The sequence below is a fragment of the Hyphomicrobium sp. MC8b genome (assembly GCF_905067615.1).
Lineage (GTDB): Bacteria > Pseudomonadota > Alphaproteobacteria > Rhizobiales > Hyphomicrobiaceae > Hyphomicrobium_B.
Genome location: NZ_LR898465.1, coordinates 123,885 through 148,678, shown reverse-complemented (window position 1 = coordinate 148,678; position 24,794 = coordinate 123,885). Strand labels below are relative to the sequence as shown.

General features: G+C 60.8%; 29 protein-coding genes. 22 read left to right on the top strand and 7 right to left on the bottom strand.

Going from position 1 to position 24,794, the window contains the following annotated elements; all coding sequences use genetic code 11:
- Positions 1 to 11: 11 nt before the first annotated feature.
- The 5 genes from pyrF to ACLB1Z_RS00775 all read left to right on the top strand — a co-directional run bounded on the left by pyrF (position 12) and on the right by ACLB1Z_RS00775 (position 4,976).
- Positions 12 to 716: an orotidine-5'-phosphate decarboxylase gene (gene pyrF, locus ACLB1Z_RS00795; RefSeq protein ID WP_409561610.1), complete on the top strand. Its 705-nt coding sequence runs from the start codon at positions 12 to 14 to the stop codon at positions 714 to 716.
- 177 nt (positions 717 to 893) lie between these two features.
- Complete coding sequence (locus tag ACLB1Z_RS00790; protein ID WP_409561609.1) at positions 894 to 1,907, top strand: murein L,D-transpeptidase family protein; 1,014 nt, start codon at positions 894 to 896, stop codon at positions 1,905 to 1,907.
- A gap of 109 nt (positions 1,908 to 2,016) precedes the next feature.
- Positions 2,017 to 2,304, top strand: a complete 288-nt coding sequence (locus ACLB1Z_RS00785; protein ID WP_409561608.1) for a DUF1330 domain-containing protein — start codon at positions 2,017 to 2,019, stop codon at positions 2,302 to 2,304.
- A 104-nt stretch (positions 2,305 to 2,408) separates the two neighbouring features.
- Positions 2,409 to 3,137: a tRNA (guanosine(37)-N1)-methyltransferase TrmD gene (gene trmD, locus ACLB1Z_RS00780; protein ID WP_409561607.1), complete on the top strand. Its 729-nt coding sequence runs from the start codon at positions 2,409 to 2,411 to the stop codon at positions 3,135 to 3,137.
- Positions 3,138 to 3,272: 135 nt separating this feature from the next.
- Positions 3,273 to 4,976, top strand: a complete 1,704-nt coding sequence (locus ACLB1Z_RS00775) for a L,D-transpeptidase family protein (RefSeq protein WP_409561606.1) — start codon at positions 3,273 to 3,275, stop codon at positions 4,974 to 4,976.
- A gap of 278 nt (positions 4,977 to 5,254) precedes the next feature.
- Here ACLB1Z_RS00775 and ACLB1Z_RS00770 read toward each other — a convergent pair whose 3' ends face one another.
- On the bottom strand, positions 5,255 to 5,632 hold the full coding sequence (locus ACLB1Z_RS00770; RefSeq protein ID WP_409561605.1) for a hypothetical protein: 378 nt from the start codon (positions 5,630 to 5,632) through the stop codon (positions 5,255 to 5,257).
- A gap of 283 nt (positions 5,633 to 5,915) precedes the next feature.
- Here ACLB1Z_RS00770 and rplS point away from each other — a divergent pair, with 283 nt between their 5' ends.
- The 3 genes from rplS to radC all read left to right on the top strand — a co-directional run bounded on the left by rplS (position 5,916) and on the right by radC (position 8,370).
- Positions 5,916 to 6,611, top strand: a complete 696-nt coding sequence (gene rplS, locus ACLB1Z_RS00765) for a 50S ribosomal protein L19 (RefSeq protein WP_013950287.1) — start codon at positions 5,916 to 5,918, stop codon at positions 6,609 to 6,611.
- 152 nt (positions 6,612 to 6,763) lie between these two features.
- On the top strand, positions 6,764 to 7,597 hold the full coding sequence (gene map / locus ACLB1Z_RS00760; RefSeq protein WP_409561604.1) for a type I methionyl aminopeptidase: 834 nt from the start codon (positions 6,764 to 6,766) through the stop codon (positions 7,595 to 7,597).
- An 11-nt stretch (positions 7,598 to 7,608) separates the two neighbouring features.
- Positions 7,609 to 8,370, top strand: a complete 762-nt coding sequence (gene radC, locus ACLB1Z_RS00755) for a RadC family protein (RefSeq protein ID WP_409561603.1) — start codon at positions 7,609 to 7,611, stop codon at positions 8,368 to 8,370.
- A 24-nt stretch (positions 8,371 to 8,394) separates the two neighbouring features.
- Here the strand turns inward: radC and ACLB1Z_RS00750 are convergent, their stop codons facing one another.
- Positions 8,395 to 9,654, bottom strand: coding sequence for an MFS transporter (locus tag ACLB1Z_RS00750; protein ID WP_409563322.1), 1,260 nt, complete (start codon positions 9,652 to 9,654; stop codon positions 8,395 to 8,397).
- Positions 9,655 to 9,848: 194 nt separating this feature from the next.
- Between ACLB1Z_RS00750 and trxB the strand changes: the two genes are divergently transcribed.
- The 11 genes from trxB (at position 9,849) to ACLB1Z_RS00695 (ending at position 18,621) form a co-directional block, all read left to right on the top strand.
- On the top strand, positions 9,849 to 10,817 hold the full coding sequence (gene trxB, locus ACLB1Z_RS00745) for a thioredoxin-disulfide reductase (protein WP_013950283.1): 969 nt from the start codon (positions 9,849 to 9,851) through the stop codon (positions 10,815 to 10,817).
- A 170-nt stretch (positions 10,818 to 10,987) separates the two neighbouring features.
- Entirely contained in the window at positions 10,988 to 11,881 is an 894-nt protein-coding gene (locus tag ACLB1Z_RS00740; RefSeq protein ID WP_409561602.1) for a LysR family transcriptional regulator, read from the top strand.
- Between the two features lie 252 nt (positions 11,882 to 12,133).
- Positions 12,134 to 13,540, top strand: coding sequence for a 3-isopropylmalate dehydratase large subunit (gene leuC / locus ACLB1Z_RS00735; protein ID WP_409561601.1), 1,407 nt, complete (start codon positions 12,134 to 12,136; stop codon positions 13,538 to 13,540).
- A 151-nt stretch (positions 13,541 to 13,691) separates the two neighbouring features.
- The gene (locus tag ACLB1Z_RS00730; RefSeq protein WP_409561600.1) at positions 13,692 to 14,501 is read left to right on the top strand and encodes a class I SAM-dependent methyltransferase; all 810 of its coding nucleotides are present in this window, start codon (positions 13,692 to 13,694) and stop codon (positions 14,499 to 14,501) included.
- A 69-nt stretch (positions 14,502 to 14,570) separates the two neighbouring features.
- Complete coding sequence (locus tag ACLB1Z_RS00725) at positions 14,571 to 14,981, top strand: metallopeptidase family protein (protein WP_013950279.1); 411 nt, start codon at positions 14,571 to 14,573, stop codon at positions 14,979 to 14,981.
- Positions 14,982 to 15,116: 135 nt separating this feature from the next.
- A complete protein-coding gene (locus ACLB1Z_RS00720) occupies positions 15,117 to 15,665 on the top strand; it encodes a hypothetical protein (RefSeq protein WP_024275014.1) in 549 nt (182 codons plus the stop codon).
- A 132-nt stretch (positions 15,666 to 15,797) separates the two neighbouring features.
- The gene (locus ACLB1Z_RS00715; RefSeq protein WP_409561599.1) at positions 15,798 to 16,229 is read left to right on the top strand and encodes a hypothetical protein; all 432 of its coding nucleotides are present in this window, start codon (positions 15,798 to 15,800) and stop codon (positions 16,227 to 16,229) included.
- Between the two features lie 15 nt (positions 16,230 to 16,244).
- A complete protein-coding gene (gene leuD, locus ACLB1Z_RS00710) occupies positions 16,245 to 16,853 on the top strand; it encodes a 3-isopropylmalate dehydratase small subunit (RefSeq protein WP_409561598.1) in 609 nt (202 codons plus the stop codon).
- 82 nt (positions 16,854 to 16,935) lie between these two features.
- Positions 16,936 to 17,331: a VOC family protein gene (locus ACLB1Z_RS00705; protein WP_409561597.1), complete on the top strand. Its 396-nt coding sequence runs from the start codon at positions 16,936 to 16,938 to the stop codon at positions 17,329 to 17,331.
- Positions 17,332 to 17,844: 513 nt separating this feature from the next.
- On the top strand, positions 17,845 to 18,393 hold the full coding sequence (locus ACLB1Z_RS00700; protein ID WP_409561596.1) for a hypothetical protein: 549 nt from the start codon (positions 17,845 to 17,847) through the stop codon (positions 18,391 to 18,393).
- Between the two features lie 15 nt (positions 18,394 to 18,408).
- Positions 18,409 to 18,621, top strand: a complete 213-nt coding sequence (locus ACLB1Z_RS00695) for a hypothetical protein (protein ID WP_409561595.1) — start codon at positions 18,409 to 18,411, stop codon at positions 18,619 to 18,621.
- Between the two features lie 12 nt (positions 18,622 to 18,633).
- Here the strand turns inward: ACLB1Z_RS00695 and ACLB1Z_RS00690 are convergent, their stop codons facing one another.
- Positions 18,634 to 19,131, bottom strand: coding sequence for a DUF2244 domain-containing protein (locus tag ACLB1Z_RS00690; RefSeq protein WP_409561594.1), 498 nt, complete (start codon positions 19,129 to 19,131; stop codon positions 18,634 to 18,636).
- A 71-nt stretch (positions 19,132 to 19,202) separates the two neighbouring features.
- Here ACLB1Z_RS00690 and nth point away from each other — a divergent pair, with 71 nt between their 5' ends.
- Positions 19,203 to 19,955 carry an endonuclease III gene (gene nth / locus ACLB1Z_RS00685; RefSeq protein ID WP_409561593.1) on the top strand — a complete coding sequence of 251 codons (753 nt, stop codon included), beginning with the start codon at positions 19,203 to 19,205 and terminating at the stop codon, positions 19,953 to 19,955.
- A gap of 170 nt (positions 19,956 to 20,125) precedes the next feature.
- Here the strand turns inward: nth and hisF are convergent, their stop codons facing one another.
- Positions 20,126 to 20,902: an imidazole glycerol phosphate synthase subunit HisF gene (gene hisF, locus ACLB1Z_RS00680; RefSeq protein WP_409561592.1), complete on the bottom strand. Its 777-nt coding sequence runs from the start codon at positions 20,900 to 20,902 to the stop codon at positions 20,126 to 20,128.
- A gap of 188 nt (positions 20,903 to 21,090) precedes the next feature.
- On the opposite strand from hisF, the gene ACLB1Z_RS00675 reads away from it, so the two are divergent.
- The gene (locus tag ACLB1Z_RS00675; RefSeq protein ID WP_409561591.1) at positions 21,091 to 21,402 is read left to right on the top strand and encodes a hypothetical protein; all 312 of its coding nucleotides are present in this window, start codon (positions 21,091 to 21,093) and stop codon (positions 21,400 to 21,402) included.
- Positions 21,403 to 21,594: 192 nt separating this feature from the next.
- Here ACLB1Z_RS00675 and ACLB1Z_RS00670 read toward each other — a convergent pair whose 3' ends face one another.
- The 3 genes from ACLB1Z_RS00670 to hisA are packed head-to-tail and all read right to left on the bottom strand — an operon-like array spanning position 21,595 to position 24,173.
- On the bottom strand, positions 21,595 to 23,211 hold the full coding sequence (locus ACLB1Z_RS00670; protein ID WP_409563321.1) for a peptide chain release factor 3: 1,617 nt from the start codon (positions 23,209 to 23,211) through the stop codon (positions 21,595 to 21,597).
- Between the two features lie 12 nt (positions 23,212 to 23,223).
- Entirely contained in the window at positions 23,224 to 23,448 is a 225-nt protein-coding gene (locus ACLB1Z_RS00665) for a hypothetical protein (protein WP_409561590.1), read from the bottom strand.
- Positions 23,445 to 24,173, bottom strand: a complete 729-nt coding sequence (gene hisA / locus ACLB1Z_RS00660) for a 1-(5-phosphoribosyl)-5-[(5-phosphoribosylamino)methylideneamino]imidazole-4-carboxamide isomerase (RefSeq protein WP_409561589.1) — start codon at positions 24,171 to 24,173, stop codon at positions 23,445 to 23,447. The genes ACLB1Z_RS00665 and hisA overlap by 4 nt, the downstream gene beginning before the upstream one ends.
- A 253-nt stretch (positions 24,174 to 24,426) precedes the next feature.
- On the opposite strand from hisA, the gene ACLB1Z_RS00655 reads away from it, so the two are divergent.
- The gene (locus ACLB1Z_RS00655; protein WP_409561588.1) at positions 24,427 to 24,747 is read left to right on the top strand and encodes a hypothetical protein; all 321 of its coding nucleotides are present in this window, start codon (positions 24,427 to 24,429) and stop codon (positions 24,745 to 24,747) included.
- The last annotated feature ends 47 nt before the right edge of the window (positions 24,748 to 24,794 follow it).

Sequence of the window (24,794 nt, the reverse complement as noted above, 5' to 3'; positions counted from 1 at the left end):
ACGAGACCGCGATGATCGACGCCGCCACACGAGACAAGCTCATCGTCGCCCTTGACCTGTCGTCTTACGATCAAGCGCGCGCGCTTGTTGATCGCCTCGACGATACCGTCAGCTTCTACAAGATCGGCTTGGAACTGTTGTTTGCGGGCGGTCTCGATCTTGCTCAGGAACTGAAGCGCGAGGGAAAACGCGTTTTCCTCGATCTGAAATTCCTCGATATCGCTAACACCGTCGAGCGCGCGGTCGCGTCAGCGGCCGGGCTGGGCGTCGATTTCGTTACCGTCCACGGCCACGACACCAAGACGCTGACAGCCGCCGTCAAAGGCCGTGCCTCCTCGAACCTGAAGCTGCTCGCCGTCACGGTGCTGACGAGCCTCGATCAGTCCGACCTCGAAGAACAGGGCATTACCGACATAACGCCGGCGGGCCTCGTGGTCGGCCGCGCCCGCATGTCGGAGCTCGCGGGCTTCGACGGCGTCATCGCCTCTGGCCAGGAAGCCGCCGCCATTCGCGCCGAAACCGGGCCGGATTTCCTCATCGTCACGCCAGGCATCCGGCTGCCCGGCGCCGAAGCCGGCGACCAGACCCGCGTCACGACGCCCGAAGAGGCTATCGGCTTCGGCGCCAACCACATCGTCGTCGGCCGCCCGATCAACGCCGCCAAGGACCCCAAAGCCGCCGCTGAAGCGTTCCTGCAGCACATCGCCCAGGCTTAGCGGCGAAGGCACTTACGCGCGATAAGTCGCTGGCCGATCATGGCCTTGCCACATCCGCGCCCAGCTCTCACCACGCCCTGCGCACACTCGCCGTTTACCTCCCCTTAACCGTCTTTGGCCATGAACTGGACGGTCCATGATGGTTAAGCGTTTGCGTAAGCGGGGTTCACGGACAGCATGCGTTGGCTTTGGCACTTGACCCAGCAGGTGCGTCTGCTGGCTGCGGCAATCGCCGTTGCCGTCCAGGTTTTTGCGCCCGTGGCGCTTGCGGACGAGCGGTCCGCCGAAAAGCCGCTTCCTTCCGCCGTGGAAGCCGCCCTGATCCTCAAGGACATCGACCAGAATTCCCCTGTCTATCTTCGTATCTTCAAGGAAGAATCCGAGCTTGAGGTCTGGAAGGCCCGCCCGAACGGCCGTTACGCGCTGATCAAGACGTTCCCTGTCTGCAATTGGGGCGGCACGCTCGGACCAAAGCGCACCCAGGGCGATCTGATGTCGCCCGAAGGCTTCTACCGTATCACGCCCGGCGCCATGAACCCGAACAGCAAATATCATCTGGCGCTCAACGTCGGCTATCCGAACGCTCTCGATCGTTCGCTCGGCCGCACCGGCAGCTACATCATGGTCCACGGCGACTGCAAAAGCGTCGGCTGCTTCGCCATGACCGACAATCAGATCGAAGAAATCTACGCTTTCGTGCGCGATGCGCTCGCTGGCGGCGAAACATCCGTGCCGATCCACATTTTCCCGTTCCGCATGACCGCCGCCAACATGAAGCGCCATGCCGACAATCCGGCACGAGATACGTGGGAGCCGTTGAAAGAAGCCTACGACGATTTCACCCGAACGCGCGAGCCGCCGCGGATCGGCATGTGCGGCAAGCGCTACATCGTCAATCCGCTGACCTCGGTCGGCGACGATCCGAATGCCGCCTGCCCGGTTCTTATCGGCAAGCGCTTGGCGCCGCTGTCGCCGCGCTTCCGGAAGCGATTGGTTAAGGCCGATCCTGACCTTGAAGGGAACGGCAAGAAGCTCAAGGGCGTGATGATCGCGAGCCAGAGTTGGGAAACCTATCTGCTGGGCACCTCCGTCGCGACGGCATCCAATCCGCCGCGCCCTGCGCCGCACCGGCAGTCGTACGCGACCAGCAGCGACACCGCTCTCGGCGCTCTTCAGTCGATCGTGAAATAACGCCTGCTCCGCCGCCATTGACGTCGCATGGGTTGCCGAAGCGCCGCCGCACCGGCTATGGCTCCTCGTCCAAAAATCCACGCTCTGCGTCGAAGGAAAGAACAAGCCAATGCCCAAGGGATACGTTATCGCCCGCTCCATCGTCACCGACCCCGACAAGTGGGCTCAGTACGCTGCCAAGACAAAGGCTGCGCTCGACAAGTTCGAAGGCAAGCCCATCGCACGCGGCGGCAAGAGCGAGACCCTGGAAGGCGAGGGCGTCGCCCGCAACGTCATCCTCGAATTTCCGAGCTACGAACACGCCGTCGGATATGCCAAGTCGCCCGAATATGCCGAAGCCAAAGCGCTGCGCCAGGGCGCCGGCACGATGCACATGACCATTGTCGAAGGCGTGTAATCGGACGCTCAACGGTGTCATCCTCGGGCTTGTCCCGAGGACCCATCGGTCATCGTCCCGCTGCAAAATGGATCCTCGGCGTGCAGCCGAGGATGACAACATAAATGGCCCACTTCCCAACGAGCGACGGACGCGCCCCGTGGCGAGCGCAGGTCCTAACCCTCTTCCCCGAGATGTTTCCGGGACCGCTCGGCATCTCGCTGCTGGGACAGGCGCTCGACGCCGACCTCTGGTCGCTCGACGCTCTGCAGATCCGTGACTTCGGCTTGGGCCGTCACCGTCAGGTCGATGATACGCCCGCGGGCGGCGGCGCAGGCATGGTGCTGCGTGCCGACGTGCTCGGCCCAGCACTCGATCACGCCCAAAAACGTTCGCCCGATGCACCGCTGATCTATCTCTCTCCGCGCGGCACCCCCCTGACGCAGCAACTCGCCCGCGATCTCTCCGAAGGACCGGGCGTCACGCTGCTCGCGGGCCGCTTCGAAGGCATCGACCAGCGTGTCATCGAAGCCAGGGGGCTACGCGAAATTTCGATTGGCGATTATGTGCTGGCGGGCGGCGAGTTGGCCGCCATGGTTCTGATCGAGGCCTGCGTCCGCCTCATCCCGGGCGTCCTGGGCGCCGCCGACAGCCTAACCAGTGAAAGCTTCGAGACCGGCCTGCTCGAATACCCGCAGTACACCAAGCCCCGCGAGTGGGAAGGTCGCGCCATTCCCGAAATTCTGCTCTCCGGCAATCATAAGAAAATTGAAGACTGGCGCCGCCGCCAATCAGAAGAACTAACGGCCGCCCGCCGCCCGGATCTTATTCGTCCCACCCGCGCCCCAAAGTGAGGCGTCACAGCCGCTTCGCCTTTGCATGGCCAGGATTTCTTGGGCAAATGACGCGGGGGAAGATTCGCGAAACGGTTCTTTAGACCGCGCGCATGAAGCTCTCGGCACGGACGCGTGACCAATCGAGAGATGGCGATGGGACATTACAAAAATCTGCTTCTCGGCATAGCGGCTATGGTGCTGCTGACGTCTCCCGCAATCGCCGATCCGCTCCCCGCCGCGCCCGATCCGGTGCCCGTTCAAACCAATACGCCCAATCCAAAAGCCGCAGCCGAAACCCCGGCCGCTCCGGCAGCAACGCCGGCCGCGACCGCGCCCCCATCCTCTGAAGCGGCTTCTGCCGCACCGCAACAAACGCAAGACGATCCGGTTCTGGCTGCCGCTCGCGCCAAGCTCGCCGCCGAACCAGCGGCAGACGACGAACACGACCGCGACGATCAAAAGGCGCTCGTCGAATTCTACAACAGTCGCCACGGCGACGGCTTGTGGGTGACGGCCTCGGGCCTCAAACCCGAAGCCAAGGCGCTTGCCGCCGAGATCGCCAACGCCGATCACTACGCGCTCGATGTCCGGCGTTTCAAGGTCCCCAAACTCGCCAACGGCGCGCTGACGGTAACGGACACAGATTCTCTGGCCGACGCCGAGATCATGTATTCGAAGGCCGCGCTGCTCTATGCTCGCGACGCCCGGGGCGGCCGGATCCCCGACCCGTCGGCGCAGCTGACGACCAACCTCGATCGCCGCCCGCAATGGATCGAGCCGAAAATCGTCATCGACGCGCTCGCCGCCACGCACGAGCCCGACGCCTATCTGCGCAGCCTCGAACCGCAGCATCCGCAGTTTGAAAAGCTGCGCCAGATCTACATCACGATGCTGCCGAAGGACGGTAAAGGCAAACTGAGCCCGGCCGCCAAGCGCATTCGCGCCAACATGGAAGAGTGGCGCTGGATGTGGCTCGATATGGGCAATTTCTACGTCCTGAACAACGTCCCCGAGTTCATGCAGTACGTCTATAAGGACGGAAAGATCATCCGCTCCGAAAAGATCGTGGCTGGCCTCGTCGACAAGCAGACGACGATCTTCTCGCGCCCGCTGAAATACGTAGTGCTGCGTCCTGCCTGGCGCGTGCCCGAAAGCATCATGGTCAACGAGCTGTGGCCGAACCTGATCCGTGGCGGCGGCATGATGACCAAATACGGACTGCAAATTCGCTCGAAGGACGGTAGCCGTAATATCGACTATCGCAAGGTCGATTGGGCCTCGACGGACATCCGCAATTTCGAGGTCATCCAGCCGCCTGGACGCAGGAGCGTGCTGGGCCACGTCAAATTTTCGTTCCCGAGCCAACACACGATCTTCATGCACGACACGCCCGACAAGTGGATGTTCAAGCCAGCGGTCCGCACGTTGAGCCATGGTTGCCTGCGCGTCTGGAAGCCGATGGACCTCGCCAAGATGATCTTGAAGGAAGACAAGGGCTGGGACGCCGCCAAAGTCGATGAGCTTGACCAGACGGGACCGCTCAACAACGAAATCCCGATCACCAAGGAAATCCCGATCCACATCGTCTACTTCACCGCCTGGGTGACGGACGATGGCAAGCTGAAGACCTTCCCCGACGTCTACGGCCACGAGCGCCGCATCACGCAAGCTCTCGATGGTCAGTGGAGCAAGATCAACAAGGGTCACGACCACCTCGCACCCGTCGAGCCCGACTTCAACCCGGAAGCGCTCGCCGCCCGCACCCGCGATAACGACGTGGATGACGAACAATATCCGGCCCGCCAAAACGCGACGCTCGGCAATATGATCGGCAACGCGCTCGGACTAAGTAATTGATTTTATAGCAATATATATATCAAAAATCGAACGCGCGTTCGGGTTCACCGCACCGCCCATTAAATTAACAGCGTATACGAACTAATCGGTGGATAACTCGCCGCCGACTAAGGACTTTCGCACTGCAACGTGATCAGTTGCCTGCGCAAGTGAGTTGGTTCCTCAATTTTGAGAAAGTGAGTAAATCGTCATGGCTCAGAATGAGAAAACATCTGCGCGCGTGAGTTCGATCGCCTCAAGGGCCCTATCGAACCCACAGTCCCTGAACTCTGAAGAGATCAAAGAGCTTGCAGCGTCCGTGTTGTCGCAATCTCAAGATCCTCAGAGATCGCAGCAAAATGCCCAGAACCAGCAATACCAGCAGAACCAGGGGCAGCAAAAGCGTTAGTACCGCGTTCAACTTCCGTCAGCCTTTCAACCGAAAGGACGCAGCGAGTGGGTATCGTCATGATCCCGCTCGCTTGTGCTTTTTCGGGGGTCTCGAGATCGCCGACGTTCTGGCAGATGACAATCACCTCCGCAGTATCCCGCAGCAGCCAACCGACGCTCGCCACTTCGACTGGCCGCGCCTCCGGCAAATCCGCAAGATAACGCCATTGCCCTGACGGTTGCCGGCTATCGAGCCACCGAATGATGACGAGCGGGCAATCGGCCATTCCGCACCTCCGAATGTGATTCGAAGGAAATCATAACAGACTGAGGCGCCTGACGGCGTGGCCGCCGCTTTTGGCTGTGGTAACGTGGCTCACCGGAACCACGCCGGTTTTCGCTCGCCCTCTCGCGCGACGCCCTCGACAAAACCAGGCGCTTCGGTTATCAACCGCCCCAACAATATTCCCCCTCAAACGGGTTGCCCTTCGGGGTTGCATGAACGGCTCGGGCGCCAACGCTGCTTAGCCGATCCTCTGCGTCATCAAAAAACTATATGGAATCAACAAGATGAACCTTATCCAGCAGCTCGAACGCGAGCAGATGGACGCCATTCTTTCCAAGCGCGGCGTCCCCGAATTCGGCCCCGGCGATACCGTCAAAGTGATGGTAAAAGTCATTGAGGCGGCCGAAGCCGATCCTAAGGACAAGAAAAAGAAGGTCGAGAAAGAACCGACCGTTCGCTTCCAGGCCTATGAAGGCGTCGTGATTGCCCGTTCGGGTGCAGGTCTCAACGAGAACTTCACGGTCCGCAAGATTTCCTACGGTGAAGGCGTCGAGCGCGTTTTCCCGATCTACTCGCCCTTCATCGCCGAAATCGAAGTCCTGCGTCGCGGTAAAGTCCGCCGCGCGAAGCTTTACTATCTCCGTGGCCGCCGCGGTAAGGCCGCCCGCATCTTCGAACGTACGGACGCTCGCGCGCGCCGCCTGAACGCCGCCTGGAAGGGCTTCAAGAAGCCGAAGGGTGAGGCCGAAGATCTGACGCAGATCAAGGGCATCGACATCGACCTGCAGAACCGTCTGAAGCAAGTCAACGCCTACAAGATCGAGCAGATCGCGAACCTCTCGGATGAGGATATCGCCAACCTCGATGAGACGCTGAAGCTCAAGGGCGCCATTGAGAAGCAGGATTGGGTCGGCCAGGCTCAGCGTCTTCTCGCCGAGCTGACGGCTGCCGAAGTTCCGGCTGAAGAAGCCAAGGAATAAGCGCCTCGTGCAGGCCGCTTCTGAAATTTTAAAAAGCGCCGGGATCTCCTGGCGCTTTTTGCGTTAATGCCGCCGCGACGATGCCATGTATTTTGTTGGCCGCGGTTTCGCACTAAATATACTGACGAACGATTGCCCCGCCGTGGAGTCCCATGTCCAACATTGAAGTGAGCAAAACAGCAAGCCGCGACGGTAAGATCCCGTTGCACGGCCCCGACGCCTTCGCCGCCATGCGCAAGGCCGGCCAATTGGCAGCCGCCGCGCTCGACATGCTGGTTCCGGTCGTGCAACCGGGCGTCACGACGGCCGAAATTGACGAGCTTGTGCTCTCATTCGCCCTCGATCACGGCGCCATCCCGGCAACACTGAACTATCGCGGCTATCGCTACGCGACGTGCACCTCGATCAATCACGTCGTCTGCCATGGCATGCCGAACGACAAGCCGCTGCGGCCTGGCGACATCGTCAACATCGACGTGACGCTGATCGTCGACGGCTGGCACGGCGACACCAGCCGCATGTATCCGGTGGGAGACGTGTCGCGACGCGCCGAACGGCTGATGGACGTCACCTATGAATCTCTGATGCGCGGCATCGCCGTTGTGAAGCCCGGCGCGACGACCGGCGACATCGGCGCCGCCATCCAGCGCTTTGCCGAAGCTGAGCGTTGCACCGTCGTCCGCGATTTCTGCGGTCACGGCCTCGGCCGCGTCTTCCATGACCGCCCGAACATCCTGCACTATGGCGAACCGGGCGAAGGCACCGTGCTCGAACCGGGCATGCTCTTCACGATTGAGCCGATGATCAACCTCGGTAAGCCGCACGTGAAAATCCTGGCTGACGGCTGGACGGCGGTCACGCGCGACCGCGAGCTGTCCGCGCAATTCGAGCATACCGTCGGCGTCACCGAGACCGGCTGCGAGATCTTCACGGAATCGCCCGCCGGTTATCATTACCCGCCCTACAACGTCCGCGCCGCGGCGTAATGGAGTAAGGCATGTCGCGCTCCGGGGGGTCTCGCGACAAGGCAAGCGCCGAAGAACAGGCGGCGTTTTTCGCCGCCGCGCCTGAGAAGCCGAAACCCGAGCCGGACGATCGACACGGCCACCGCAAGCGCCTTCGCGACCGCTTCCAGAACGGCGGCGCCGAAGCGATCCCCGACTACGAGCTTCTCGAAATGATCCTGTTCCGCGCCTTCCCGCGGATCGACACCAAGCCCATCGCCAAACGATTGCTCGCCAAGTTCGGCTCGTTCGCCGACGTCGTCTCCGCAGCACCCCAACGCTTGAAAGAAGTCGAAGGCGTCGGCGACCGTGCTGTCGAAGAACTGAAGCTCATCAAGGCCGCTGCCGAGCGTTTGACGAAAGGCGAGATCAAGTCCCGCTCGGCGCTCACTTCGTGGAGCGGCGTCATTGATTATCTGCGCTTGGCGCAAGGCTTCGAGACGCGCGAGCAGTTCCGCATTCTTTTCCTCGACAAGAAGAACCAGATCATCGCCGATGAAGTGCAAGGCCACGGCACTGTCGACCACACACCTGTCTATGTGCGCGAAGTGGTGAAGCGCGCGCTCGAGCTGTCAGCGACAGCGATCATTCTCGTCCACAATCATCCCTCCGGCGATCCGACCCCGTCGCGCGCCGACATCGACATGACGAAGCAGATCATCGAGGCCTCGCGGCCGTTTGGCGTCACCGTGCACGACCACATCATCGTTGGCCGCAACGGCCACGCGAGCCTCAAAGGGCTGCGATTGATTTGAACCACATCCGTCAAACATGATGTCTCAATCAATCTCCGAGCGATCTCGCGTATCCCGCATCGTCGCATAAACGATGAGAGAAAGCGCGATGCAGCCCGTGACGTACCAATAGAAATAGGTTTCGTGTCCGGCCTGCTTGAGCCACAGCGCAATCCACTCAGCCGTTCCGCCGAACAGCGCGACCGCTAGCGCATACGGCAATCCGACGCCGAGTGCGCGCACGGATGTCGGAAACAGCTCTGCCTTCACGACAGCGTTGATCGCCGTGTAGCACGAGACGATGCAAAGCCCGACGACGATCAACAAGAAGGCCTCCCACGGATCGCGCACGTTTCCGATGGCGCTCAAAAGCGGCACCGTACACAGCGTGCCGAGAACACCGAACGTGACGAGCACCGGCCGCCGCCCGACCTTGTCCGATATCGCGCCGACGATAGGCTGCAACAGCATGTAGACGAACAGCGCGGATGCCGACACGAGCGTTGCGGTGTCCTTCGAAAATCCCGCCGTGTTGGCGAGAAATTTCTGCATGTACGTGGTGTAAGTGTAGAACGCCAGCGTACCGCCCATCGTCAGCCCAATGACGATCGCAACCTCGCGCGGATGTCGCATGAGTGCCGCAAGCGAACCCTCACGCCGCGTCTCACGCGCAAACGAATCCGTCTCGACGAGATCGCGCCGCATCACGAATGCGATCAGCGCAAGCAGCGCCCCGATGACGAACGGAATGCGCCAACCCCAGGCTTCAAGCTGAGTAGCCGTCAGCACGAACGTCTGCAGCACGATCAACACCAGCATCGCCGTCAGTTGCCCGCCGATCAGCGTCACGTACTGAAAGCTCGAATAGAACCCGCGATGCTTCGACGTCGCCATCTCGGATAGGTACGTCGCGCTCGTGCCGTACTCGCCGCCGAGGCTCAGCCCTTGGATCATGCGCGCGATGAGCAGAATGATCGGCGCAGCTACGCCGATCGTTGCATAGACCGGCGTCACCGCGATCATCGCCGAGCCGAAACACATCAGCAGCACGGACGCCGTCAGCGACACACGCCGCCCGTGCCTGTCCGCCATCCGCCCGAACAGCCACGCCCCGATCGGGCGCATCAGAAAACCGACGGCGAAAATCGCGGCGGTATTCAAGAGCTGCGCGGTCTGATTGCCTGCCGGGAAAAACGCTTTGGCGAAATACAGCGAAAACGCCGCGTAAACGTAGAAATCGTACCACTCGACCAGATTGCCCGAAGAGCCGATGAGGATGGCTCTGATTCGCTGGCCGAAGCTCATCTCCGGCGCGGACTTCGCGTCATTCACCCCTGGTCACCCCCGGTTTTTGATGAAGCCTAACACGGCCCGCGCCGCTGTGCCGCACGTATTCCCCGGAAACGACGGCGCTCGGGCCGACGAACATTGACGATGGGCAAACGGCACCCCTAATTAGCAAACCCTGACCCGCAGGCTGCGGTCGGAGAGTGAGAGCCATGACTAAAAAACCGCATCACGCCAAGGTTATCGTTCTGGGCTCCGGCCCCGCCGGCTACACCGCCGCGATCTACACCGCGCGCGCCATGCTTTCGCCGACGCTCATCCAAGGCACCCAGCCTGGCGGCCAGCTGACGATCACGACCGATGTGGAAAACTATCCGGGTTTCGCCGATCCGATCCAAGGCCCGTGGCTGATGGAGCAGATGCAGGCGCAGGCCGAACACGTCGGCACGCACATCATCATGGACCACATCAACAAGGTTGATCTGCGTGTTCGCCCGTTTCGCCTGGAAGGCGACAGCGGCGACACCTACACGTGCGATGCGCTCATCATCGCGACCGGTGCACAAGCGCGTTGGCTTGGCCTGCCGTCGGAAGAGCATTTCAAAGGTCACGGCGTCTCGGCTTGCGCGACATGCGACGGCTTTTTCTACAAGGGCAAGGACGTCGTCGTCATCGGCGGCGGCAACACCGCCGTTGAGGAAGCGCTGTTTCTTACGAACTTCGCCAACAAGGTGACGCTCGTTCATCGCCGCGACTTCCTGCGCGCAGAAAAGATCTTGCAGGAACGCCTGTTCAAGAACCCGAAGATCGACGTCATCTGGGATAGCGTCGTCGAGGAAGTCATCGGCGCACCGTCGCCGAAGTCGGTGACCGGCATCGTACTGAAGAACATCAAAACCGGCATGACGTCCGAACTCGCGACAGACGGCTTCTTCGTTGCGATCGGCCACGCGCCCGCAACCGAGCTGTTCAAGGGCCAGCTTGAGACGACACCCTCGGGCTATCTCATCACTGCGCCCGACTCGACCGCGACGGCCATCCCCGGCGTCTTTGCGGCGGGTGACGTCAAGGATGAAGTCTTCCGCCAGGCCGTGACGGCGGCCGGCATGGGCTGCATGGCGGCGCTCGAAGCCGAGCGCTATCTCGCGCAGATGGAAGACCAAGCCGACGCCGCTGAATAGAAACGGCGCATTCATCGCGACCAGAGATGCCTTTGATCTGTGGACGGAGCGCGACAAGACCGCGCTCGGCCCATTTGTCTATTGCTTATCTGGCATACCCCCGTTGCAATGCATCCAGTGCATAGCTAATTATGTACCGTCCAGTAACCCCCCACTGGTGAGCCTCCGAAATGGATTGGGATAAGCTTCGAATCTTCCATGCCGCAGCCGAGGCAGGGAGCTTCACGCATGCCGGCGAGCAGCTTCATATGAGCCAGTCGGCCGTCAGCCGGCAGATCTCGGCTCTCGAAGCCAACCTTCGCGTCACGCTCTTTCACCGGCACGCCCGCGGCTTGGTCCTGACCGAGCAGGGCGAGCTGCTGAACCGTACGGTCGCTGAGGTCTTCGCCAAGCTGCAGACCGCCGAAACCTTGCTCTCGGACTCGACGACGAAGCCTTCGGGCGAACTTCGCGTCACCGCGCCGATCGGCTTCGGCACGATTTGGCTTACGCCGCGTTTGAAGGAATTTGGCGAGCTTTATCCCGAAATTCGCATCGAGCTGATCCTCAACGACGATCAGGTCGATATCGGCATGCGCGCCGCCGACGCCGCGATCTGGACGCGCGAACCGGAGCAGGCTGACCTCATCCGTCGCCCACTGTTCGAGAGCCGCGTCCGCGCCTTCGCATCTGCACACTACATTCGCAAATACGGCACGCCGAAGAGCCTTGAGGATCTCAGCCAGCACCGCATCATCGGCTATACCGGTCCGTCCGCCCAGCACCTCGACGCCATGTCCTGGATCGAAACCGCGGGCAGCCTGAACGGCGAGCCGCGCGAAGCCGCCCTGCGCGTCAACAGCGTCGTCGCCATCAAATACGCGATCAAGGCCGGCATCGGCGTCGGCATGATCCCGGATTATCTGACCGACGACATCACCGACCTCGTGCCTGTCCTGACCGACATCGAGCAGCCGTCGCTCAACATGGTGTACGCCTACCCGGAAGAGCTGAAATCCTCAAAGAAGGTCCAGCTTCTGCGCGACTTCCTGATTTCGAAGATTGCGAAAAATAAAGGTAACTGAACGCTCTGCGCGCCTTGCTGGCCGAGCGCGAGCACCCCATGTCCCTGACATGCGTGGAGCGGCGAACTGGTTTGTTTGCCACCACCGGTCGGCGCTCCGTTTGAAATGCCAGCTCCCTGAACTGCCGGGCCCAAAAGGCCCGGCTTTTTGCTGATCGGGCCTGCGACCAGCACTGATTTGCGGAAATCGATCTCTGACGCTATCTAACGCGTTCGTTTTGATCCGCCGCACCCAAAAGGCTCTCGAAAAGTCATGGCAAAGACGCTGTACGATAAAATCTTCGACGATCACGTGGTTGAGCAATCGCCGGACGGAACGAGCCTCCTTTATATTGACCGCCACCTTGTCCACGAGGTCACGAGCCCGCAGGCATTCGAAGGCCTGCGCATGGCCGGCCGCAAGGTTCGCGCCCCCGAGAAGACGCTCGCCGTCGTCGACCACAACGTTCCGACGACGGACCGTTCCAAGGGCATCGCCGACGAGCAGAGCCGCGTTCAAGTCGAAACGCTGGCAACGAACGCGCGCGACTTCGGCATCGAGTATTTCAACGAGCGCGACAAACGCCAAGGCATCGTCCACGTCGTCGGACCGGAGCAAGGCTTCACGCTGCCGGGCACGACGATCGTTTGCGGTGACAGCCATACCTCGACGCATGGCGCATTCGGCGCACTCGCACACGGCATCGGCACCTCCGAGGTTGAGCACGTTCTGGCGACGCAGACGCTGATCCAGAAGAAAGCCAAGAACATGCGCGTGACGGTCGATGGCGTCGCCCCGAAGGGAGTCGGCGCCAAGGACATCACGCTCGCGATCATCGGCGAGATCGGCACCGCTGGTGGCACTGGCTCGGTCATCGAATATGCGGGCGAGGCCATTCGCGCGTTGTCGATGGAAGGCCGCATGACGGTCTGCAACATGTCGATCGAAGGCGGCGCCCGTGCCGGCATGATCGCACCGGATGAGAAAACGTTTGCGTTCCTCAAGGATCGTCCCAAGGCGCCGAAGGGCATGGCCTGGGACATGGCGATGAAGTACTGGGAAACGCTGCGCACGGACGACGGCGCGCACTTCGATCGCGAAGTTCGCCTCGACGCCGCAAAGCTGCCGCCCATCGTCTCGTGGGGCACGAGCCCCGAAGACGTGACGTCGATCGCGAGCGCCGTGCCCAATCCTGCCGATGTGCACGACGAGAACAAGCGCGCCTCCATGCAGCGTGCGCTCGAATACATGGGCTTGACGCCCGGCACCCGGATGACCGACATTCCGCTCGACGTCGTCTGGATCGGCTCATGCACCAACGGCCGCATCGAAGATCTTCGCGCTGTCGCCAAGATCGTGGATGGCAAGAAGATCTCGTCGCGCCTCGCTTACGCGATGATCGTTCCGGGCTCGGGCCTCGTGAAAGAGCAAGCGGAAGCTGAAGGTCTCGACAAGATCTTCCTCGACGCCGGCTTCGAATGGCGTGAGCCGGGCTGCTCGATGTGCCTCGGCATGAACCCGGACCAGCTGAAGCCCGGCCAGCGCTGCGCCTCGACCTCGAACCGCAATTTCGAAGGCCGCCAGGGCTACAAGGGTCGCACGCATTTGGTCTCGCCGATCATGGCCGCCGCCGCAGCCCTCGAAGGCCACTTCGTCGATGTGAGAGAGTGGCAGGGCTAAGAGACTCGCACCACGCCGTCTCCTGTCATCCCGGGCGAGCCGCTCTTTGCTGCGAAACCTGGGAACCAGAATGTTGCTACAGGTCTGCTGATTGATGGGTCCCGGCTGTCCGCTACGCTGCGGCCGGGATGACAAATGAGGAATGTGCGCTATGGCCGACGACACAACCACTTCCGTCCAATCGCAGTTCGGCCGCGCCGCCGCCGACTACGCAACGTCGGAAGTTCATGCCAAGGGCGAAAGCCTCGCACGCATCGTCGAACTGACGGCCCCGCAAAAAACCTGGGAAGCCCTCGACGTCGCGACCGGCGCCGGACATACCGCCGCGATCTTTGCGCCGCACGTCGCCAGCATGATCGCGAGCGACGTCACCGACGAGATGCTGCAGGAAGCAGCAAAGCTCGCCAATGCGCGGCGCATCTCAAACATGCTGACGGCGCGCGCTTCTGCTGATGCCCTGCCGTTTCCCGACGAAAGCTTCGATCTCGTCTGCTGCCGCTTGGCGGCGCATCACTTCCCGAACCTTGAAGCCTTCGTGCGCGAAGTGCGCCGCGTCCTGAAAAAAGGCGGACGCTTCGCGTTCGTCGATAACGTCGCGCCGGATCGTGTGCGTCTGCCGAACGCGAGCGACGCGGAAATCGAAACAGCCGTCGTTGACTACAACAGCTTCGAGAAACTGCGCGATCCGAGCCACGGCTTCGCGCCGCCGCCTGAAACCTGGGTCGCTTTGCTCAAAGCCAACGGCTTCTCGATTGCTGCGCATGAGCAAATGGAAAAGGAACTCGACTTTGCATCGTGGGTCGCGCGTATGCGCTGCACACCCGATGTTGTCGCCGAGCTCGATCGCATCCTGACTGCCGGTCCGACGCCGCTCAGAGCTTTCCTCAAGCCACGCACCGACGACACCGGCGCACTGCACTTCACGTTGCAGGAACTTCTCATCGTCGCTGACCGGACCTGATCGAAAACGGCCTTTCCATTTCGTCCAGCGAGGCCTATCTCCTGCGCTCAACCACAGGAGAGCGCCGAGATGCCGATCGATTGGAGCAATGCCATCGCCCCAAGCCTTGCCGACTTCGAGATGCTCGCGCAAACCGCGTGGAATAAGCTACCCGCCGAATTCCGCACGATGGCTGGCGACGTCATCATTCGCATCGAAGATTTTGCGTCCGACGACATCCTCGACGAGTTGGACATCGAAGATCCCTTCGAACTGACGGGCCTTTACCAGGGCGTCAGCCTCGACCGCAAAAGCGTGACCGAGACCACGCGCGAACCCGACATGGTGTTCCTCTATCGCCGCGCCATTCTCGACGAGTGGGCCTCCGAGGGCGAAGAGCTGGGCCACCTCGTCGCGCACGTCCTCGTCCATGAAATCGGCCATCACTTTGGCTTCTCGGACGATGACATGGAGGCCATAGAGACCCGCATAAGTGACTGAACCGTGGCCGGAAGTCACATCGGATTAACTGTGTTCATGCCACAAGACGGCTAAGCTTGAGCACTACGACATTTCGGTCCATGTTGTAGGGGCAGGCTGAAAGAACGCGGGGCACGTTTTTGAATGTTTGAACGGATGAGCGGCCGGCGATTCCTATTCAGGATCGTCTTGGCGGGATGTTTGGGCTTTGCGGTTGCGTTCGCGCCATCCGCTGACGCGCAAGACACGTCGGCAACGCTGCGCGACGGCATCCCGACGCCGGAGCAATACGTCTCGACCGTCGGCGGAGACAGCCACATCGTTGGCCCTGGAAAATTCAAACTCGACGGCCAGACGCAATATTGCGGCCAACGGCCGACGGTCATCGACAACAAGCTTGATGACTACGGCGCGGCCTATCCGGGCTTCCTGATCATGAATCCGCGCCTGCTCGACAAGGTATCGACGCCCGTCAAGCAGTGGATCTACGCGCACGAGTGCGGACATCAGTTCCGCGGCCCGGACGAGGAAACCGCCGACTGCTTCGCCGTCCAGCGCGGCCGCCGCCAGGGCTGGCTGAAGCCCGAAGGCCTGGAAGAGATCTGCACGTTCATTACGCCCGCCAAAGGCGATGCCATGCACTTCTCCGGATCGTACCGCTGCGAATACATGCGCAAGTGCTACGCCGACCCGAAGATCCGGTGACGATTTAGGTTTAGCCGCGGCGGCCGGCTCCGGGAACGGGAGTCGCCGCGGCCCGCCAAAAAAGCCAAAAACTTATCCCCGCCCATTCCGGCGGCCGTAAAATCCCAGATCCGTTAGACCTGAGGATCTGCCATGCGGCTCGCCGACTACGCCCAGCGCCTTCTTGACCTCGCCCGCACGGTCAACCGCTGGCTGGCGCTCGCCGCCAAGCTGGACGGCCTCCGGCGCGAGAAGGTCGCCCTCTATGCCGAGGAAGTTGCAGCAACATTGGCCCGCGCCGCCTCAAGCCTTGCGGTCCTCGAAGGCGAACCCCATAACCGCCTAGCGCTCCTGACCGCCACCCGCGAGTTCGGTCGCGTCAGTGGTTACGTCGAAACGATTGTCGCGACGCTCGAACACCATCTTGACGGGCGCAAGCAGGCTGGCGTTAAACGGCGGCTGGAACATCTGAAGCCCTTCGATCTCGAAGCCGCCATCCGGGAGTTCGGCGCTTTCCGGCACGCTCGGCGGCTTGCCTCGGCGGAAGGCTATTTCCGGGCGCTGGCAGACACACTGCGCGCCTGAAGAGGAGACGTAAGCATGGATAAATTCACGGTTCTGACCGGCGTAGCGGCGCCCCTGCCGATCCGCAATGTCGACACCGACATGATCATCCCGAAGCAGTTCCTGAAAACGATCAAGCGGACCGGCCTCGGCAAGTCGCTGTTCTATGAAATGCGCTACGACCCGGCGACGGGCAACGAGCTGTCGGACTTCGTCCTGAATAAGCCGCAGTACCGCAACGCGACGATCCTCGTTGCCGGCGACAACTTCGGCTGCGGCTCTTCGCGCGAGCATGCGCCCTGGGCGCTGTTGGACTTCGGCATTCGCTGCGTGATCGCCACCGACTTCGCCGACATTTTCTACAACAACTGCTTCCAAAACGGCATCCTGCCGATCAAGCTGCCGCAGGCGGACGTCGATAAGCTGATGGACGACGCCAGCCGCGGCGCCAACGCGACGATCACCGTCGATCTGGAAAAACAGGAAATCCGCGGTCCCGATGGCGGCGTCATCAAGTTCGACATTGATCCATTCCGCAAGCACTGCCTGTTGAACGGCCTCGACAACATCGGCCTGACGCTGGAGAAGGGCAAAGCCATCTCGACGTTCGAAGAAGGCACCGCCTCCTCGCGCCCCTGGCTGTGACGCCTTTTTCCTCTTGTCATGGCCGGACTCGATGTGGCCGTGACGTAAAAAGAACGAAAACGAAAAGGGAGAAACGGACAGAATGGCCAAAGCGATTCATATGATGATCCGCGTTCTCGACGAGGCGCGCTCGGTGAAGTTCTACGAGGCGTGCTTCGGTCTCAAAGTTTCCGAAAAGAAAGATTGGCCGGACTTTTCGCTCACCTATCTGAAGAACGCCGAGAATGATTTCGAGGTTGAGCTGACGGTCAACAAGGGCCGCACCGAGCCCTACAATCTTGGCGATGGCTATGGCCATATCGCCTTCGTCGTTGACGATCTCGAAGCAACGCGCGCGAAAATCGTCGCTGCCGGCTACCAGCCGAAAGACATCAAGAACATGACACACGACGGCAAGCCGTTCGGCACGTTCTTTTTCATCGACGATCCGGACGGCTACAAGATCGAAGTCCTGCAGCGAGGCGGGCGATTCCAGTAACGATCGAGGACCAAAGTTGTCTCGCGTTGCCGGTTAAACGTGCTCGAGTGGAATTCCGGGAATCCCCCATTACGCGAGATATGCTATGCTTCGATAAAACCTACGGGGGGAAGCATTGGCGCAAAAAACCAGGGCACAGCTAGAAACTGAGCTGCGACTTCTTCGATCGGCAAAACGCTCAGAAGGGTTCGTTGCCCTGGGGCGGGATATAATTCGATGGGGCGGCCTATGTTTTATAGCGTGGTGTGCATATCTGGCCGTGGAGGCATTGGCCGGGAAAACGACGACTGCGGACGTTGACGTTGGGTTTTGGGGAACTTTCAACGTTTCTGTCGCATTGTCGTGGACGGTTGCGATCATTGGCACCGCATATGGAGTACAGCAGCGCCGATTGCGGCGCGATACTGTTGAACGTTTGCAAAGCCGAAATATCTATCTGGAAGGATTAGTTGACCCTCATCGCTCTTCGAGCAAGCTGACACCACGAGGAGACACGAGACCGGAGGATCGAAATTGACATACGTATACGCATTGGTCTCGCTGGGGTCCTTGGCATTTATTTGGTATTATATCTTCTGGCTTTATCGCGATTTTCGCATCGATCAGTTCCGACAGCAGATGTTCTGTTTAAGAGATGAGCTGTTCGACAATGTCGTGGACGGTGATCTCTCGTTCGACGATGAGGCATACGGAACGTTGCGGGTTACGATGAACGGATTTATTCGATTTGCTCATGTATTGAGCTTGTCGAACGTTCTCGCCGCTTCCTTTTGGATGCACGAGGAGGGCGTCAGCATTCCCAACCAAAAGGAGCGACTAGATCGAAGTTTGGCAGAGCTACCAAAAGAAAAACGCGATAAGTATGCGGAATACAGACTGCGAATGCATCGCATAGTGTTACGCCATTTATTACTCAGTTCCCCCGTCTCCCTTATAACTATCGTGATCCCCGCCTCGTGCTTTTTTCTTGCTGCGGCCATTCTCGAACGCGCCACGGTTGCTGCTCGGTTACAGCTTGAAAGGATCGATTCCGTTGCGTATGTGGCGGCGGATCCGAACTAAGCCAAGGACTACTAAATGGCCGACGACGATTTCAAGTTCGATGCGGCCACGATGGGGCGTCTCGCGGGCGCCCTGTCCTTTGTCGTAGGCGCCGATCACCCCGCAACGAAAGCATTGAAGACCGCCGCCGAAACCGGCGCCGCAAAAGACGTCAAGGCTGCGCGTACGCAGTTCCTGCGCTTAAAGCCGGGCGACCGCCGCGCCGCGCTGACGATGCTGAATGATTAGCTAGAGCGTCTACTAAAACCTTGACCCGCGCGACGCGATAAGCGCCCCGGTCAGAGCATTGGCGAAATCACGCCGCTCGTCATCCGTCAGAAACTTCCCGAACCGCACCGCCTTGCCCTGCGCCGACAGCCAGAGCGACGTCCTCCCGTCCGGACGATCGACCGTGCAGTTCACCCGCGTCCAATACGGGTTGAACTCGAACACTTCGCGCCTCCCCGAGGGATGCACATGCGTGAGCGTCAGCACGTCGGGAGTGACGTCCACGGTCTCGTATTCCCGGCCGTCGCGATAGTTGCGTTTGAAGGCCCAGTAGATCAGCGCGACGTCGAGCCCGAAAAACCCGAACACCGGCCACGCGCCCATGAGATAAAACACCAGCCCGACGATGAAGCTTACCGAGCTGACCAAGCTCATCATGATCAGGAAACCGCTCGGCGGCAGCGAGCGATGAGGATGAAGCACAAACTGCGTATCTTTCGCGGATTGCATTTCAGTTCGTTTATCGCTCATGTCTCGTGGCTGGCGACCCGTCTCAACCCATCACTGCGCAGCGCCAACGGCGCCAACACAGCGGAGCTCTGATGGCCAAAGCGTCCTCGGATGTACACCATACAAGCATCGGAAGTTCCGAAAAAAAACGCAAGGCGGCAAAACCTGCGGCAATTGCGGCCAAGAAGGCGCGTAAATCCGCGCTGCTCGACAAAGCCGAAATTCATGAGGTTTTCCGGAGGTTTCACGCCGCAAACCCCGAGCCCAAGGGCGAGCTGGAGCATACCAATCCGTTTACGCTATTGGTCGCCGTTGTGCTGTCCGCCCAGGCAACCGACGCCGGCGTCAACAAAGCAACCCGGGCTCTCTTCAAGATCGCCGATACGCCGGCAAAGATGCTGAAGCTCGGCGAAGACAAACTGCGCGATTACGTGAAAACGATCGGCCTCTATCGTGCCAAAGCGAAGAACGTCATCGGCTTATCGCAGCGCTTGGTCGACGACTACGACGGCATCGTACCGTCGGATCGCGATGCGCTGGAATCGCTGCCCGGCGTCGGCCGCAAGACCGCGAACGTCGTCATGAACATCGCCTTTCACCAGCCGACGATGGCGGTTGACACGCACGTCTTTCGCGTCGCGAACCGCATCGGACTATCACGCGGAAAAACACCGCTGGGGGTGGAAGAAGACCTGATGCACGTCGTGCCGGAGCAATACGCCATGCATGCCCATCATTGGCTGATCCTGCACGGCCGCTACGTCTGCAAGGCGAGAAAGCCCGAATGCTGGCGCTGCCTCATCAACGACATCTGCCGCTTCCCGGATAAAACGCCCGCGCCTTAGAAACCGGACGCCATAGCCCCAAGGCGGCGCCCTTTTGGTTCCTCATACCGTCATCCCGGCGCAGGCCGGAATCTAGTCAAACCTCGACAGGTGAAATGGTGATGCCTGTCTGAATGCCGACCTCCGTGGGCATGACGGAGGGCAGGGCGCCATTCCAAACTCAAGAAAATCTAGGAATCCATCCGCATCGCGAGTCCGGCTTTGGCCATGTAGTCTTTCGCTTGCGGGATCGAGTACGTCCCGAAGTGAAAGATCGACGCTGCCAGTACGGCGCTCGCGTGGCCGCCTTCGACGCCATCAACCAGATGCTGCAGCGTGCCCACGCCGCCCGAGGCAATGACGGGAATTGTTACGGCATCCGACACGGCCCGCGTCAATTCCACGTCGAACCCGGCTTTGGTGCCGTCGCGATCCATCGAGGTCAGCAGAATCTCCCCTGCCCCGAGTTCTGCAACTTCGCGTGCATATTCGACGGCATTGATACCGGTCGGGTTACGTCCGCCGTGCGTGAAGATCTCCCACCGCGCCGGCTCGCCTTCGGCTGAGACGCGCTTGGCGTCGATCGCGACGACGATGCACTGCGCCCCGAATTTCTCGCTCGCTTCTTTCACGAACGCACGATTATTGACCGCTGCCGTGTTGATCGAAACCTTGTCTGCGCCCGCTTCCAAGAGCTTCCGGATATCCTCGACGGTCCGAACGCCGCCGCCGACCGTCAGCGGCATGAAGCAGCGGTTCGCCGTGCGTTCAACCACGTCGAAAATGGTGTCGCGGTTTTCATGGCTCGCCGTGATGTCAAGAAAGCAAAGCTCGTCGGCGCCGGCTGCGTCATAAGCGGCGGCCGCCTCGACCGGATCGCCCGCATCGATGAGATCGACGAAATTGACGCCCTTTACAACTCGTCCATCTTTGACATCAAGACATGGAATGATGCGGACTTTCAGCATATTTGTAAAAGCGACTTCCTTTGCACCTCGGAGCTCCGGTATCACGCCCCGTGGCTAGGCAACTATCACGCCGTATCCGTCAGCGTCGAGCATATTAACGGTCTCCCTGAGGGAACTCTCGCGCACTTCGGAAGTTATGCCGTCTCGCGGGACTACGCGCAAAAATTTGCAAGGGAACCTGAAAATCTATGGTCGACGAATTTGCCCCTAAGAACCTTCGCGCCCGGTTGGCCGCAATCCAGGACCGTATTACACAGGCCCGCACCCAGCTCGAAGCCCATGGCATCATTGGCGATCAAGCCGACGCCCTGACCAATTTCATTGATCAGCACGACACCATTCGCGGCTCGCTGGACGCGGAAGGCACCATAACGGAGCTGCAGCACAGCAAGGCGTCCGCCCAGACGGATGCCCTCGAAACCGCGCTGCATAAGTGGCTGGAAGGCGTGGAAGGCAAGTTCAACAACCCGCAGAGGCGGGAGCCAAATATATCGGTCTGAAGCCGCGCCTTATTCGTCTGTTTGCGGGAATTTGACGCGGATCAAACCTCCGACGGCGATCGCCGGAATATCAAATTGGCGGGAGTGGCCGCCGCAAGCGGCAATGTTCTCGCAGATACCCGTTTTTGGGCGCAGCAGCGGTCGCTCCCGCAGCCACGCCGCCTTTAGCTGCTCAGCATGCCTACAATCGAATTAGGATTCGCCGCGTTCCCGGAGTGCGGCGAATTTGATTTCGGGGAAGCGCTCGGTCTTGTATTTCAGCATCCAGGCGCTCTCCGCAAGGAACACGAGCGCCCCGTCACGATCGGTCGCGATCTCGCCCCGATGCGCATTGACGAACTTCTGCAACGCCGCCGGATCATCCGCCGAGATCCACCGCGCCACTTCGAACGGCGACTGTTCCAGCGACACCGGTACGCTGTATTCGTTGGCCACACGTGACTGCAAAACTTCGAACTGCAGCTGCCCGACGACGCCGAGAATTTGCCGCCCGCCCGCGATCGGGGTGAACACCTGCACGATGCCCTCTTCTGCCAGATCGTCCAAAGCGCGGTTGAGCTGCTTCGCCTTCATCGCATCCTGAATAACGACGCGGCGCAGAAGCTCCGGCGCGAAATTCGGGATGCCGGTGAATTTCAGGCTCTCTTTTTCCGTCAGCGTATCGCCGACGCGCAGCGTTCCATGGTTCGGTACGCCGATGATGTCGCCCGCCCAGGCTTCGTCCGCAGTCTCGCGGCCCTGGCCGAAGAAGAACGTCGGCGACGAGATCGTCATCGGCTTGTTGTCTCGGACGTGCAGCATCTTCATGCCGCGCTTGAACTTGCCCGAGCAGATCCGCATGAACGCAATACGGTCGCGATGGTTCGGGTCCATGTTGGCCTGCACCTTGAAGATGAAGCCGGTAACCTGATCCTCGCCCGGCTGCACCGTCCGCTGCGTGGCATCGCGCGGCAGCGGCCCCGGCGCCCAGGCGCCAAGCGCGTCGAGAAGCTGCTCGACGCCGAAATTCTTCAAGGCGCTGCCAAAGAACACCGGCGACAGATGCCCTTCGCGGAAGGCCTGTAGATCGAACTGCGGCAGCGCACCCTGCGCCAGTTCCACAGCCTCGATCGTCTTCTCAGCGATACGCTCGTCGATTCCCTCGATGCGGCGCAGTCCCTCGAACGTTTCGAGCGGTTGCGAATGCCCGTACGAAGCGCCGCGCTCGGCGCTCTCGGGAAGCAAAATCTTATTGCCGACGAGATCGAGTACACCGCGAAAATCCGTGCCCATGCCAACGGGCCACGCCATCGGCACGAGGTCGAGCGCGAGATCGGCCGCAATCTGATCAAGCAGTGTCAGCGGATCTTCCGCTTCGCGGTCGATCTTGTTGATGAAGGTGATGATCGGAATATCGCGCAGGCGGCAAACTTCGAACAGTTTGCGCGTCTGGCTTTCGATGCCCTTCGCCGCGTCCATCACCATCACCGCCGCGTCGACCGCCGACAGCGTACGATACGTGTCTTCGCTGAAGTCGGAATGGCCCGGCGTATCGAGCAGGTTGTAGACGATGCCGTTACGCTCGAACGTCATCACCGACGACGTCACCGAGATGCCGCGCTGCTGCTCGATCTGCATCCAGTCGGAACGCGTGCGCCGCCGCTCGCCGCGCGCTTTCACTGCGCCCGCCATCTGGATCGCTCCGCCGAACAGCAACAGCTTTTCCGTCAGCGTCGTTTTACCGGCGTCAGGGTGCGAGATGATCGCGAACGTGCGCCGCCGCGCAATTTCAGGCGGCTGCATCGGCTCGGCCGACGCGCCTTGCGTCATGACGTTCAAAGTTCAGGCCTCAATCAATTGCACTTGGCTCGGATCGAGCCAGATTTGGTGATGCTCGGCGGACTTGCCGAAAACTTCGCCGACATGCAGCTCGACCAGTCCGTCGTCGAACTTGACGATCGGAAACGTCTTGCCGACGCAGCCGCGAAACAGCGTCATGAGCTGCTTGTTATCTTTGGGCACGCCATCCGGAACGCCCAGCACACGAACTTTGTCACCGATCTTCATGCCGTCTCCAGAAGTTCGAGCGCTTCTTTGGCATCGAGGCGGCCATCGTAGAGCGCGCGGCCCGTGATGGCCCCTTCGAGCATGCGGTATTCAGGTTTCATCAGGTCGCGCACATCGGCGATGGACGCAAGACCTCCCGACGCGATGACCGGAATGCGCGTCGCCTGCGCGAGCGCAGCTGTGGCAGGCAGATTAAGCCCCTTCAACACACCGTCGCGCTCGATGTCGGTATAGATGATAGCCGCAACGCCCGCGTCTTCGAACCGCTTCGCCAGATCGACAGCCGTCAGCTCCGATGTCTCCGCCCAACCCTCGACGGCCACCTTGCCGCCCTTGGCGTCAATTCCGACCGCGACCTGGCCTGGAAAGCGTTTCGCCGCGTCCTTCACAAGCGCCGGATCGCGCACCGCGACCGTGCCGAGGATCACGCGGCGAATGCCCTTATCCAGCCAAGCTTCGATGGTCGCAAGATCGCGAATCCCGCCGCCAAGCTGCGCCGGCATTTTGATCGCCGTTAGAATGGCTTCGACCGCCGCACCATTGACCGGCTTGCCGGCAAACGCGCCGTTGAGATCGACGATATGCAGATACTTGAAGCCCTGGCGCTCGAAGCTCGCCGCCTGCGCCGCCGGATCGTCGTTGAACACGGTGGCGGCATCCATCTCGCCGAGCTTCAGCCGCACGCACTGGCCGTCTTTCAAGTCAATGGCAGGGAATAGGATCAATGCTTTTGTCTCGCGGGTAAATTCCTGCTCCCGTCAGGGAGAGGACGAATTCGCGCCATATCCGGCGCGACAATCCGGCCATCAGATTGCTGTCTTGGGTTCCTAAATGTTCCGTGCGATCAATCGCGGATCGCAGGCTACGTCAAGACCTACACGCTGCGGCCGGCTCGCGGAACGCGTGTCGCAGCGCGCAATCGAAGAAACAGCCGACTCCACCGGAAGGAGTCGCAATGCGCAAAAATAAGAGTGTTCCATGGCTACCGCGTTTCTTGTCGAGCCGCCGCCTGCCGTTGCCCGCCGTCCCCTAACCGAGGACGACGCGGTCGACATCTGGATCGCCCGCTGGATGCGCATCCGCCCGACGGACCTGCAGCGCCGCTACGCCTGCGACCCGCGCCGCCTCTATGAAATCTGGGAGGAAGTGCGCTTCCCCGGCGCCCGCGCCAGGGCGCTGGCTGAGTTCCAGCGGCGTTTTCCGGGCCTTGAGCCGCGCTTCGATCCCGGTCCCCACCGGCGCATTCCGACGTCCGCGCACCCTGATCCCAATCAGCTGAGCCTGTTTCCCGAGGCGTAACGGGCCGCCGGCACATGTTCCGCTTGGGCCCGGGGTGCAACGCCCCG